Origin of the sequence: Butyricicoccus sp. AF35-5AC (assembly GCF_003477715.1) — a bacterium.
In the GTDB taxonomy this organism is placed as follows: Bacteria; Bacillota; Clostridia; order Oscillospirales; family Butyricicoccaceae; genus Agathobaculum; species Agathobaculum butyriciproducens.
Genome location: NZ_QUDX01000001.1, coordinates 59,460 through 72,097, shown reverse-complemented (window position 1 = coordinate 72,097; position 12,638 = coordinate 59,460). Strand labels below are relative to the sequence as shown.

Here is a 12,638-nt window from a genome sequence, read left to right as displayed (position 1 = left end):
AAGAGCCATATTTTATGAATCTTCACCAATCTAAGCGCCATCTTTTTGTGCACATTTAACACCATCTGTTTGCGAAGTGTACAAATCAAACCATTTCAGCTTGTACGTTTTACATAACAAAGCTGGCAAATCCTCCAAACCGAGCATCCTCCCCTCGAATTTCCCTGCTTTTTTGCGAGCAGAATCTGCGTATCACCTTGACTTTTACGGCATTTCCCTATACTATTTATATGATAAAAATTATTTGCTACAATATAGATACAGCGCGACCCCAAACCGAGCCTGACCCGCTCGGTTTGGGGCTGCTGACTGTTTTGGGAGAGTGATGAGGATTGAATCAAAATCTGGTCGATCTGCAAAACCTGAAAAAAGAATTTGACGGAACGCCTGTGCTGCGCGGCATTTCGCTGTCCATCAAGCGCCGCGAGTTCGTGACCCTGCTCGGTCCGTCCGGCTGCGGCAAAACGACCACACTGCGCATCATCGGCGGCTTTGAGCAGCCGGATTCCGGCGATGTATTCTTCGACGGCAAGCGCCTGAACGACGTACCGCCGTATCAGCGCGAGATCAACACCGTATTCCAACGCTATGCGCTGTTCCCGCACCTGAATGTTGCGGAGAATATTGCATTCGGTCTGCACATCAAAAAGCTGGACCGCGCAGACATCAAGCGCAAAACCGCAGAAATGCTCGAGCTGGTTGGTCTGCGCGGCTTTGAAAACCGCGATGTGACCAGTCTTTCCGGCGGTCAGCAGCAGCGTGTTGCCATCGCGCGTGCGCTGGTATGCGAGCCGCGTGTGCTGCTGCTCGACGAGCCGCTCGGCGCCCTCGACCTCAAGCTGCGCAAGGACATGCAGATCGAGCTGAAGCGTATTCAGCAGCGCACCGGCATCACCTTTATCTACGTCACACACGACCAGGAAGAAGCGCTGACGATGAGTGACCGCGTTGTCGTTATGAACCACGGCGTTATCCAGCAGGTCGGCAGCCCGACCGATATCTACAACGAGCCGGTCAACGCCTTTGTTGCGGATTTCATCGGCGAATCCAATATCATTGACGGCGTGATGCTCGAGGACTGCAAGGTCGAGTTCTGCGGCCGCACCTTCGAGTGCGTGGACAAGGGCTTCGGCCGGAATGCGCCGGTCGATGTCGTTATCCGTCCGGAGGATCTTAAAATCGTTTACGCCGGTGACGGTCTGCTGCAGGGCGTTGTTGAGTCCATCGTATTCAAGGGCGTGCACTACGAGATGATGGTTCGCACCCAATTCTTCACCTTCATGGTGCATTCCACCATGGCGGAGTCGGTCGGCAAGACGGTCGGTCTGTCCGTCATTCCGTTTGACATCCACATCATGCACAAGAGTGCGGAGGCGCAGGCGTGAAAAAGTCCTTTGCCTATCCCTACGGCGTATGGCTCGCCGTATTTATCCTTGCCCCGATTCTGATGGTCGTGGTCTATGCGTTCCACAATGCGGACGGCGGCTTTACCCTGCATAATTTCAGCTATCTGCCCGGCTACCTGCCGATTTTCGGACGGTCGTTCTGGCTGGCGTTTCTCTCAACGGTGGTGTGCCTCGTGCTCGGCTACCCGATGGCGTATCTGATGAGCCGCCTGTCCGCCAGCCGCCAAAGCCTGTGCATGATGCTGATTATGCTGCCGATGTGGATCAACTTTCTGCTCCGCACCTACGCATGGATGTCCATTCTGGAGAACAACGGCTTTATCAACCAGTTTTTCCGTTCCATCGGCTTAATATCCTTCCTGCAGAGCCATTTCGGCTATTCGCTGGATTATATCCCGCTCATCAACACGCAGGGCGCTATCGTGCTCGGCATGGTGTACAACTTTCTGCCGTTCATGGTGCTGCCGATCTATACCGTTCTCATCAAGCTCGACCGCAAGCTGATCGAAGCCGCGCAGGACCTCGGCGCGCCGACCCATCTGGTATTCCGCCGCGTCATCTTCCCGCTGAGCATTCCCGGTGTGATTTCCGGCATTACAATGGTATTTGTGCCGTCTGTCTCCACCTTCGTTATTTCGCAGATGCTCGGCAGCGGCAAGAATCTTCTCGTCGGTGACCTGATCGACCTGCAGTTCATGGGCGGTGCGTACAACCCGCACCTCGGCTCGGCTATCGCGCTCGTGATGATCATTCTCATCTTTATCTGTATGTGGATCATGAACAAGTTCGATGACGGCTCCTCCGAGGAAGGAGGTCTGCTGCTGTGAAAAAGTTTTTCAAAAACTTCTATCTGCTGCTGATTTTCCTGTTCCTGTACGCGCCTATCGTTGTGCTGATGATCTTCTCGTTCAACGATTCCAAGTCGCGCCGCCTGTGGAACGGCTTTACCACCCGCTGGTATGTCGAGCTGTTCCGCGATGCGGATATTCTTCATTCACTGTATGTCACGCTGCTCGTGGCTGTTGCCGCTGCCGTGATTGCAACCGTGCTCGGCACGATTGCCGCCATCGGCATCCACAACATGAGCCGCAGAGCCAAGGCGGCTTACCTGACCGTCAACAACATCCCGATGTCCTCCTCGGATACCATCATGGGCGTGACGTTCATGCTGCTGTTCGCCGCCATCGGTCTGGACAAGGGCTATCTGACGCTTATCCTCGCACATGTTACGTTCTGCACACCGTATGTCGTTCTCAACGTCATGCCCAAGCTGCGCCAGCTGGACAAAAACGCCTATGAAGCCGCGCTCGACCTTGGCGCTACGCCGCATCAGGCGCTGCGCAAGGTCATCCTGCCCGAGATTATGCCGGGCATCGTCACGGGCGCTATCATGGCGTTCACCATGTCAATCGACGATTTTGTGGTGTCCTACTTTACCGCCGGCACGACCAGTCAGCCGCTGTCAGTCGTTATCTACTCCATGACGCGCCACCGCATGACACCGAAGATCAACGCCATCTCGACTATTCTGTTTTTGATCGTGCTGGCGCTGCTCATCGTCATCAATATGCGCCAGTCCCGCGACGAAAAGCGCCGCGAGGCCGCCCGCCGGAAAGGAGCGATGCAGCCGTGAAAAAACGTATGCTTTCCCTGCTGCTGTGCGGCACGATGTGCGCCGGGCTTCTCTCCGGCTGCGGCAATGCGTCCTCGGCAGAGGTGCTCAACGTATACAACTGGGGTGAGTACATCGACACCGACCTCATCGACCAGTTCGAAGAGGAAACCGGCATCAAGGTTATCTACAACACCTTCGATTCCAACGAAAACCTGTATTCGCGCATCCAGACCACGAGCTACGATGTCATTATCCCGTCCGACTACGCGATTTCGCGCTTTATCGACGAGGATATGCTCCAGCCGCTCAACTACGACCACATTCCCAACACGAAGCTGATCGATGAGAAATACACCCATCTGGACTTCGATCCGGAGCAGAAGTATTCCGTGCCCTATACCTGGGGCGTGGTCGGCATCGTGTACAACACCAAGTACGTCAATAAAGCGGATATTGGCTCGTGGGATTTGCTGTGGAACCCCAAATACACCAACCGCACCGCGATGTTCAACAACTCGCGTGATGCGCTCGGCATTGCGCTGATGTACCTTGGCTATTCGCTCAACACCACCGACAAGGACGAGCTTCGGCAGGCAGCCGACCTCATTATCGCCGGGAAGCCGGTGTATCAGGGCATCTGGATGGACCAGATCCTCGAAAAGCTGCCGAGTGAGGAAATTGTGGCTGCACCGTACTATAATGGCGATGCCGTCACCATGATAGACGAAAATCCCGATCTCGCATTCTACGTTCCGAAGGAGGGCACCAACCTGTTTGTAGATGCCATGTGCATCCCGAAGAACGCGAAGAACGTTTCGGGCGCGGAAAAGTTCATCAACTTCATGTGCTCGACCGAGGCGGCGATGGCAAACTGGGAGTACATCGGCTATTCCAGTCCGCAGACCGAGGTCTATAACGAACTGGACGAGGAAATCACCAGCGACCCGCTGTATTTCCCGGATATTACGCAGTATCCGACTGAGGCGTATACCAATCTGCCGACGGAAATCAACCAGTACTATAATGATTTGTGGGTTGATATCTTAACGTGAGAAAAAGAGTGAAGATATTGTAACCGATGGATTCGCATCCAAGGCAAACCATCGGATAATCTCCACTCTTCACTCTCAACTCTCCACTCTGTCCCCAATTTTACAGTAAAAAAGAACGTATCCGATCGGATACGTTCTTTTTGCATGCTTATTTCTTCTCCATCGCTGCCATCGCAATCTTTTCCGGTGTGATGGGAAGCTCATAGAACCGCTTGCCTACGGCATTTCGGATTGCATCCGAAATCGCCGGCAGCGGTGTATTGATAACAACCTCGCCGATGGATTTTGCGCCGAACGGGCCTTCGCCCTCGTAGCTGTTCTCGAATTCCACGCGAATCTTGCCGATATCCACGCGTGCAGGAATCTTATACTGGAAAAGCGAATTCTCCATCGGATAGCCGCGGTCATCATAGGTAACGCTCTCAGTCAGCGTCATGCCGATGCCCTGCGCAATGCCGCCCTCGGCCTGCACGCGCGTCAGGTTCGGGTTGATGGGCGTACCGCAGTCCACCGCCGCAGCGTAATCCAGCAGAGTTACCTCGCCGGTTTCGGTATCCACCTCGATCTCAGCCGCACCGACCATATACGGCGGAGGCGAAATCTCGGACGAATGCGTAACCGTCGCCTGCAGCTCGATGCTGTTGCCGTTCATGGAAGCCGTCGCAATATCACTCAGGCTAATGGTCTTGCCTGCATTTTCGCCTTCCTCTACGCGGACTTCCCTGCCGTCGAAGCTGACCTGCTCCTTATCGCAGCCGAGCAGCTTTGCGCCGAGCGCACAGATTTTGCCGCGCAGCTCGAGCGCGCACTTCTCGGTCGCCTTGCCGGTGACGTAGGTCGTACTCGAGGCATACGAGCCGGAATCATACGGCGACCAGTCGGTGTCCGCACTCAGCGTGGTAATGTTGTCAAGCGGACACTCAAGTACCTCTGCCGCGATCTGCGCAAGCGTGGTATCACAGCCGGTGCCCATATCCGCCGCGCCGATGAGCAGCGTGTAGAAGCCCTCATCGTTGACCTTGAGCGTCGCACTGCCGACGTCCATGCTCGTGATGCCCGAGCCCTGCATTGCCATGCCCATGCCGACCGCACGAATCCTGCCGTTTCCCATATCCCGGCACGGATACTTGTTATCCCAGTCGATCATGTCGTGCACGCGCGCCAGACAGCGATCGAGCGCACAGCTTGTGTTCAGCTGACCATAGTACGCGGGCATAATCTCACCCTCGTGCGTAATATTCATCTCACGGATTTTGAACGGGTCCATGCCGAGAATGTTCGCCAGCTCGTTCACCGCGCTCTCCACCGCGAACAGGCCCTGCGTCGCGCCATAGCCGCGGTACGCGCCCGCCGACATGTGATTGGTGTACACAACGTCGCTCGTAAAGCGGAACGCCTCGGCCTTGCCGTACAGCGGAATCGACTTATGACCGGACAGACCGACCGTTGTCGGGCCGTGCTCGCCATACGCGCCGGTGTTGGACAGCGTGTGCAGGTCGATGCCGCGCACGATGCCGTCCTTGTTTGCGCCCAGACGGACGTGCATTTCCATCTCGTGGCGCGGCGAAGATGCAATCTGGCTCTCCACGCGGCTGAAGATGATCTTGGACGGCTTCTTGGTCATCCAGGTGACAAACGCCGGATACACCGCGCTGACTGCGGTCTGCTTGGCGCCGAAGCCGCCGCCGATACGCGGCTTGGTGACGCGCACCTTGCTTTTCGGGATATGCAGTGCGTTCGCCACGATTCGGCGAGTGTGGAACACGATCTGCGTTGAGCTGATGATGTGCAGACGGCCGTAGGTGTCGATCTCGCAGTAGGTGCGGAAGGTTTCCATCATCGCCTGCTGACATGCCTGCGTGTGGTACACGCGGTCGATAACAACATCGCAGTCCGCGAGGACCGCATCGATATCACCGTTGCCGCACTCGTCATGCGCGCACAGGTTGCGCCTGTTATCCGCGCCGACCGGCGCAAGGCTCTCCCAGTTGTCCTCCGGATGCACAAGCACCGGATTGTCCTTTGCCGTGTGGAAATCGAGCACCGGTTCGAGCACCTCGTACTCCACCTTGACCAGCTTCATTGCCTTATCCACGCATTTTTCGTCCACACCGGCAAGGATGGCAACCACATCACCGACAAAGCGCACATGACGGTCGATAACAAGGCGGTCATACGGACTCGCCTCCGGATAAGTCTGGCCAGCCTGCGTGTAGCGGCGGCCGTTCTGGTCTACGTCCTCCCAGGTGAAGATGGCCTCCATGCCGGGGACTTTCATCGCGGCGGTCTTGTTGATAGACTTGACGATGGCGTTCGCGTGCGGCGAGCGCAGCAGCTTGACGCACAGGCAGTCGCGCGGCGTTACATCGTCCACATACACCGGCTGACCGGTCACAAGCTGCATTGCATCCTTTTTACGGAGCGGCTGATTGACTACCTTCACTGTGCGTCCTCCTCTCTCTGCTTTTTCCAGTCGAGATATGCGCGGATACCGCGCAGCTGTCCCTCATATCCCGAGCAGCGGCACAGGTTGCCCGCCAGATATTCCTTGATCTCCTCGTCGGTCGGGTCCTGCTTTTCGCGGAACAGCGCGATCGCGTTCATCATAAAGCCGGGATTGCAGAAGCCGCACTGCTCCGCCCCCTGATCCGCGATGAACGCGCCGAATTCGGCGGCTTCGCCCTGCAAGCCCTCCAAGGTCGTGATCGTATGTCCGCTTGCACGCGCTGCCAGCACCGAGCAAGACAGCACCGGCTTTTCGTCCATAAATACGGTGCACAGACCGCAGTTTGCAGTCTCACAGCCGCGCTTGACGCTCAGGCAGCCATGCCCCCGCACAAAGTCGATGAGCAGCGTATCCGCCGCCACATCGTCTGCTACTTTCTTTCCATTCAATGTCATTGTGATCAGCATATCCGTTCCCCCTTACTCTGCATCGAGCGCCTGTGCCGCACGGCGCACCAGCACACCCGCGAGGTGTCTGCGGTACTCCGCACTGCCGCGCAGACTGCTGCCGGTCTTAATTTCCGCCCGAACGACTTCTGCCATCTGCTCTGCCGTTCTATCCACAGGCTGTGCATAAATCTGTGCGCGTGCCGGACGGGCACCGATGGCGAACCGGTAGCCGTTTTCGTCCTTGACGGACGCACAGGTCAGCACCGGAATATCGGTCTGGCTGATGCGCACAGACTGGTAATTGAACTTCGCCTTTCGCTTGGGAACGATCACGCGCACCAGAATATCGCGGTCCTTGGGTCTTTCGGCGTACTCGGAAAGCGGCACAATGCCGCCCTTGTACAGCTCTACCTGTGCATCCAGCACGAGGAACATGGTCAGCACATCGGAAAAGCCGAACCGGCTGTACAGGCTGCCGCCGACCGTCGCAAGATTGCGCAGCTGCACGCCGACAATATGGCGCACAGACTCGCGCATCGCACCGTTCGTGTAGGCTGCCAGTCCTTCGTGCAGCTCCAGCGCGCGCAGCGAGGCCATTGCACCGATCCGGAACTCGGTGTCGGTCTCCTCGATAGTGTCCAGTCCCAGACCGGACAGGTCGATTGCCGTGCCGACATTCAGCGTCTCCATTTTGAGCCAGATCATGCCGCCGATCACGCGGTTGGACTTTTTCTGGTTGAGCGTATACGCTTCCTCGAGCGACTCGGCTTTTTTGTATTCCCGTATCGTCAACATACGTTATATCCTCTCTCTTTCAGGGGAATGTGTTATCTTTTCAGTATACTACTTTTATTTTACCACAAAATCTGCTATAATGCCGTTGTGAATATCAAAATACAACGGAAAAGAAAAAGTTGTGGGAAAGGAGCCGCCATGCAGCCAAATATCCGCGTGATGCTGTTCGATGAGGACGGCGAGCGCTTTTTCGGTGAGGGACCGTGCCGCCTGCTGCATGCCATCGAGCAGACCGGATCGCTTCGCGCCGCCGCGCAGTCTATGCAGATGGCATACACCAAGGCGCTCGGACTCGTTCGTCATGCTGAGCAGGTGCTCGGTTTTGCGCTCACCGAGCGCAAAATCGGCGGCAAAGGAGGCGGCGGCAGCGTACTCACCGACGAGGCAAAGGAGTTTCTCTATCGCTATGAGCAGTATCGTGACGCCTGCAAACAGGCAGGAAAACAGCTCTATCCGCAGTTTTTCCCCGATGAAACGTGAAATCGGATGTGTGATCATGGCATCCGGACTGGCAAAACGGTTTGGCTCCAACAAGCTGCTTGCCGAATTCGACCGAAAACCACTGCTCTGCCGTGCGTTTGCCGTGACAGAGGGGTTGCACCGCGTAGTCGTTACCCGCTCAACCGAGGTGCAGGCATTGTGTGAAAAATACGGCATTCCCGTCCTGCACCATGCCCATCCACTTCGCAGCGACACCGTGCGGCTTGGACTGGAGTACCTGCTGCCGCGGTTTCCTGCCATGTCCGGCTGCGTGTTTCTGCCGGGTGATCAGCCGCTGCTGACGAGGAAAACGCTCTGCGGTATGGTGTCGGCGTTCTGTGTGCAACCGAGGAAACGATCACGGATTTTTCGTCTATGCGAACCGCAAAGCGGTACGCCGGGCAGTCCCGTGCTGTTCGGCGCGGATTATTTTGAGGAATTGCGTTCTCTTCCCGAAGGCAAGGGCGGCGGCGTAGTTGTCAAACGGCATGCGGAACAGGTTGCGCTGTTTCCCGTAAAGCATCCGGCGGAATTGATGGACGCGGATACGCCGGACGTTCTCGCAGAATTAAAAATGATTTTTCAAAACGATTCATTTTATCGGTAATGCCAACCATTTGATGTGACATTACATGGGCGCACCTTGTGCGCCCCTGCGGTTACGTTTGTGCAGTCGGTTTACACGGTGCGCCGAGGTCGTCGCACCCTACAGTATCATTTTACGCCTCTCTCAATCGGAATGGCGAATGGTTGACCGTTACAATCATTTTCCATCCTAAATTCTCCATTCGCAGTTAAAAACCCCGGAAAGAACTTCTTTCCGGGGTTTCAGTCTGTCAAAAAAGTATTATTTTAATTTTTACGCTTCGTGCGGCAGCACGCATAAAATAGAATTTGCGAAGCAAATTCATAAATTCCGGGAGCATGTATCTCGGAATTTATACAAGGGAAGAAAAAATGTGCCCGTCAGGGCGCGGTTTTTCTTCGGAATTCGCTCGAAAGCGTGGTTTCGAGCGAGAGACTGCTCGGAAAACGTTAGTTTTTCGACAGTCTCAAACCCCCGGAAAGAACTTCTTTCCGGGGTTTTGCATTATGCTTCGGTTTTCTTATCCTTCGGGAGCACGATATTCAGCAGAATCGCAACAAACGCTGCCGGTACGATACCGGAACCGCCGAAAATCAGCTGAACCGCCTGCGGCGCCTGTGCCAGAATGGTCATATTGGCACCCATGCCGTAGCCGACACCCAGAGCAACCGACACGATGGTCAGGTTGCGCGGCGTCATCTCCTCCTTGGTGATCAGCTGAATACCGCTGATAACGATGGACGAGAACATCATAACAGCCGCACCGCCGAGCACGGACTGCGGCATAATGGACACGATCGCGCCCAGCTTCGGAATCAGGCCGCACAAAATGAGGAAGATTGCGCCGACGGACAGGGCACCGCGATTGACAACCTTGGTCATGGTAACAAGGCCTACGTTCTGGCTGAACGAGGTATTCGGCAGTACGCCGAACAGCGCCGCAAACGACGAACCGATACCGTCGCAGGCTACGCCGCCGGACAGCTCCTTGTCGGTTGCCTCACGGCCCATGCCGCCTTCCATAACGCCCGAAATATCGCCGACGGTCTCGACTGCGGTAACAATAAACATAACCAGCACCGGCAGGATGGCGCGCAGATCAAACACCGGCTTGACCGGCATCAGCTTCGGGATGGCAAACCAGCCGGCCTGTGCTACCTTGTCCCAGTTGAGTACCCATGCCTTGGTGAATTCTACACCGTCCGCGTCAACTGCGGTGGTCGGCAGAACAAAACCCATGATGATTGCCGCAATGTAGCCTGCAATAATGCCGACAAAGATCGCGGACGAGCCAAGGAAGCCCTTGCAGCCGTGCTTGACGACCAGAATAACCACCAGCACGAACAGCGCCAGCAGCAGATTTTCCATCGAGCCGAAATCCTTCGCAGAGTTGCCGCCGCCGAAGGAATTGATGCCGACCGAGATCAGCGACAGACCGATACTCAGCACGACCGTGCCGGTAACGACCGCCGGGAAAAACTTGCGCAGCGGCTTGAGGAAGAAGCCGAGAACGGTTTCAAACAGACCGCCGAGAATGGACGCGCCCATAATCGCGCCATACGCAATTACACCGCCGCCCATGGTAGCTGCAACGCTGTTGAACACGCCGATAAAGCCCGAGCTTGTACCCATGATGATCGGCACCTTGCCGCCGATCGGGCCGATGGAAAACAGCTGCACCAACGTTACCACGCCGGCTACGAACATCGCGTTCTGCAGAACGCTTACCTGCAGGTCCGCGAACTCGCCGCCTGCAATGCCGCACGCACCCATAATGATGAGCAGCGGCGTCAGGTTGCCGACGAACATCGCAAAAACGTGCTGCAGTCCCAGCGGAATCTTGCGCGATAGAGGCATTTTTGCCTCAAAATCGTGCGCCGCGTCCATAGAAATTTTCTCTTGCATACCCACACTCCTTTGTGTTGTCCTGTAAAGTGCCGTGCCATTCATTCCCCTTAGCAAAACACTTTCTGATTTCATGCAAATAAATTATAACAAAAACAAATTCCTATGTAAATGGATTGCGCGGACAGTTGCAGGATTTTGGAGGTATGCGCAAAAATTTACGTTCTGCGACCTGTTTCCTTAACAATTTCCCGAATCCGCGCAAAAGGAAAGGAACAACGCACACAGGCATTGTCCCTTTCGTATCGTTCCGAATTCCTGATTAACCCAGTCTTTCCTTGCGCTCACGTCCGTCTCTCAGCAGAATGGTCAGTTCCTCGCGGTCTCCTGCACGGATGGCCTTGCGGTATTCGTCAAGGTGCTTGATGACCTCATCAATCTCCTGCGCAAGCGGCTCTGCGTTGCACAGGAACAGCTCGCTCCACATGGTCTCATTCAGCTTGGCAACACGCGTCAGATCCTTGTAGCTGCCCGCCGAGTAACCGTTGTGCTTGTCCGCCTCCGGACTTTTGATGTACGCCGAGGAAACCACATGCGCCAGCTGCGAGGTAAACGCGATCATGTGATCGTGCTGCTGCGCCGTGCAGCGCACGGTCTGACCGAAGCCGAGCGACATGAAGTACGCTTCCAGCTGCTCAAGCACACGCTCGGTGCTGCTCTTGGTCGGCACAAAGATCATGCTCGCACCGTCAAACAGGGTCGACAGGGCAAAATCCAGACCGGAGAACTCACGGCCCGCCATCGGGTGACCGCCGACGTAGTGCACACCGGCGTCAAGCGCCGCCTGTTCCAGATGATCGACCATAAACTGCTTGACGCCGACCATATCGACGATCACGCAGCCCTTTTTCATCTTCGGCATGTTCTCGAGCAGCCAGTCCACCGTTGCCTGCGGGTACAGACCAATGATAACAAGGTCAGCCTCCTTGTACAGCGCTTCAGTCGCAATCGCGTCAATTGAGCCGTCAGCCAGTGCCTGCTCTGCGGTCGCGCGCGTGCGGTTCCAGCCTAAAACGCGGCTGAGTGTGCGCGCCTTGATGGTTTTCGCCATCGAGCCGCCCATCAGGCCCAGACCGGCGATGAGTACGGTATCAAACATGAATGGATTCCCCCTGTCTTTTGTTTTTTATTCAATTAAAGTTTATAACGGCAGACAGGGTTTGTCAATGAAAAACCGACTGCGCTTGCAGTCGGTTGTCATTTCATCATTTCTTCGGTCTTGGATTAACGCTGCAAATCCGGTGCCAAAGCGGTGTCACTCTGCACACGATAAAAACGAGCAGCGCACCCGCGAGATTGAGGATAAGATCATCCACATCGCACGAGCCCGTTCCGGTGTACACCTGCAGCACCTCCACTGCCGTGATGCTCAGCGTGAGCGACGCCGTGAAGAAGAAAATGCTTCTCTGCCAGCGGAACAGTGCGGGCAGAAATACGCCCATCGGCGCAAACGCGATCAGGTTGCCTGCCAGATTGAGCACCACAAGCCGCAGCGAGATATTGCCGTAGCCGTAGGCCAGCAGGTAATTTTTCACCGTACGGAGCGGCTCCAGATTCACCATATCGAGCGAGGTATGGCCGAAGCCGCGCCCGAATGCGTTATCGAAAAACAGCACATTCAGCAGCACCCATATGTAGTACAGAAACAGCGCCAGCATGTACAACCGCCGCCGTGTCGGACGCGTATTGTCCGGCACGCCGCAGAACAGCGCAGCACGCAAAAGTACCGCAAAAATCGCTGCAAACACGAATTTCTGCTCGGGTGCAACGGTGATTCCGGGTGCTAACTCATAATAGATGTTGAAGCACAGAAATACCGCTGTCAGCAGTACCGCTATGCCGCGAATCAAATTCTTCAAAAGGAGATTCTCCTTTGTATTGGAATATCATAGGGCGGGAGTACC

At 55.6% G+C, this 12,638-nt stretch carries 12 protein-coding genes; 6 read left to right on the top strand and 6 right to left on the bottom strand.

The window, feature by feature from the left end; genetic code table 11:
* The first annotated feature begins 332 nt into the window (after positions 1 to 332).
* Genes potA through DWZ82_RS00280 form a run of 4 tightly spaced genes read left to right on the top strand, consistent with a single transcriptional unit; the run spans position 333 to position 4,073 of the window.
* Entirely contained in the window at positions 333 to 1,385 is a 1,053-nt protein-coding gene (gene potA, locus DWZ82_RS00295; RefSeq protein ID WP_118477973.1) for a spermidine/putrescine ABC transporter ATP-binding protein, read from the top strand.
* Positions 1,382 to 2,233, top strand: a complete 852-nt coding sequence (locus DWZ82_RS00290; RefSeq protein ID WP_243022849.1) for an ABC transporter permease — start codon at positions 1,382 to 1,384, stop codon at positions 2,231 to 2,233. Before potA ends, DWZ82_RS00290 begins: the two co-directional genes overlap by 4 nt.
* Entirely contained in the window at positions 2,230 to 3,039 is an 810-nt protein-coding gene (locus DWZ82_RS00285; protein WP_243022848.1) for an ABC transporter permease, read from the top strand. Before DWZ82_RS00290 ends, DWZ82_RS00285 begins: the two co-directional genes overlap by 4 nt.
* A complete protein-coding gene (locus DWZ82_RS00280; RefSeq protein WP_118477971.1) occupies positions 3,036 to 4,073 on the top strand; it encodes an ABC transporter substrate-binding protein in 1,038 nt (345 codons plus the stop codon). The genes DWZ82_RS00285 and DWZ82_RS00280 overlap by 4 nt, the downstream gene beginning before the upstream one ends.
* A 148-nt stretch (positions 4,074 to 4,221) precedes the next feature.
* Here the strand turns inward: DWZ82_RS00280 and DWZ82_RS00275 are convergent, their stop codons facing one another.
* The 3 genes from DWZ82_RS00275 to DWZ82_RS00265 are packed head-to-tail and all read right to left on the bottom strand — an operon-like array spanning position 4,222 to position 7,763.
* Positions 4,222 to 6,516, bottom strand: coding sequence for a xanthine dehydrogenase family protein molybdopterin-binding subunit (locus DWZ82_RS00275; protein ID WP_118477969.1), 2,295 nt, complete (start codon positions 6,514 to 6,516; stop codon positions 4,222 to 4,224).
* Complete coding sequence (locus DWZ82_RS00270; protein ID WP_118360063.1) at positions 6,513 to 6,986, bottom strand: (2Fe-2S)-binding protein; 474 nt, start codon at positions 6,984 to 6,986, stop codon at positions 6,513 to 6,515. The genes DWZ82_RS00275 and DWZ82_RS00270 overlap by 4 nt, the downstream gene beginning before the upstream one ends.
* Positions 6,987 to 6,998: 12 nt before the next feature.
* Positions 6,999 to 7,763: an FAD binding domain-containing protein gene (locus DWZ82_RS00265; RefSeq protein ID WP_118477967.1), complete on the bottom strand. Its 765-nt coding sequence runs from the start codon at positions 7,761 to 7,763 to the stop codon at positions 6,999 to 7,001.
* Between the two features lie 138 nt (positions 7,764 to 7,901).
* Here DWZ82_RS00265 and DWZ82_RS00260 point away from each other — a divergent pair, with 138 nt between their 5' ends.
* Together DWZ82_RS00260 and DWZ82_RS00255 are read left to right on the top strand one after the other, a co-directional pair.
* Positions 7,902 to 8,243 carry a winged helix-turn-helix domain-containing protein gene (locus DWZ82_RS00260; RefSeq protein ID WP_117751015.1) on the top strand — a complete coding sequence of 114 codons (342 nt, stop codon included), beginning with the start codon at positions 7,902 to 7,904 and terminating at the stop codon, positions 8,241 to 8,243.
* The gene (locus DWZ82_RS00255) at positions 8,233 to 8,850 is read left to right on the top strand and encodes a nucleotidyltransferase family protein (protein WP_243022847.1); all 618 of its coding nucleotides are present in this window, start codon (positions 8,233 to 8,235) and stop codon (positions 8,848 to 8,850) included. The genes DWZ82_RS00260 and DWZ82_RS00255 overlap by 11 nt, the downstream gene beginning before the upstream one ends.
* Positions 8,851 to 9,333: 483 nt before the next feature.
* Here DWZ82_RS00255 and DWZ82_RS00250 read toward each other — a convergent pair whose 3' ends face one another.
* From DWZ82_RS00250 to DWZ82_RS00240, 3 genes are all read right to left on the bottom strand, one after another.
* Entirely contained in the window at positions 9,334 to 10,734 is a 1,401-nt protein-coding gene (locus DWZ82_RS00250; RefSeq protein ID WP_117751014.1) for a uracil-xanthine permease family protein, read from the bottom strand.
* 262 nt (positions 10,735 to 10,996) lie between these two features.
* Positions 10,997 to 11,833, bottom strand: coding sequence for a prephenate dehydrogenase (locus DWZ82_RS00245; RefSeq protein ID WP_117488142.1), 837 nt, complete (start codon positions 11,831 to 11,833; stop codon positions 10,997 to 10,999).
* Between the two features lie 106 nt (positions 11,834 to 11,939).
* Positions 11,940 to 12,593 (bottom strand): VanZ family protein, encoded by a 654-nt coding sequence (locus DWZ82_RS00240; RefSeq protein WP_118477965.1) that lies wholly within the window; start codon positions 12,591 to 12,593, stop codon positions 11,940 to 11,942.
* Between the last annotated feature and the right edge of the window lie 45 nt (positions 12,594 to 12,638).

Coding starts and splice junctions, on each gene's coding strand:
- DWZ82_RS00270 (WP_118360063.1), bottom strand. CDS start 6,986: ATGCTGATCACAATGACATTGAATGGAAAGAAAGTAGCAGACGATGTG.
- DWZ82_RS00265 (WP_118477967.1), bottom strand. CDS start 7,763: ATGTTGACGATACGGGAATACAAAAAAGCCGAGTCGCTCGAGGAAGCG.
- DWZ82_RS00260 (WP_117751015.1), top strand. CDS start 7,902: ATGCAGCCAAATATCCGCGTGATGCTGTTCGATGAGGACGGCGAGCGC.
- DWZ82_RS00255 (WP_243022847.1), top strand. CDS start 8,233: ATGAAACGTGAAATCGGATGTGTGATCATGGCATCCGGACTGGCAAAA.
- DWZ82_RS00250 (WP_117751014.1), bottom strand. CDS start 10,734: ATGCAAGAGAAAATTTCTATGGACGCGGCGCACGATTTTGAGGCAAAA.
- DWZ82_RS00245 (WP_117488142.1), bottom strand. CDS start 11,833: ATGTTTGATACCGTACTCATCGCCGGTCTGGGCCTGATGGGCGGCTCG.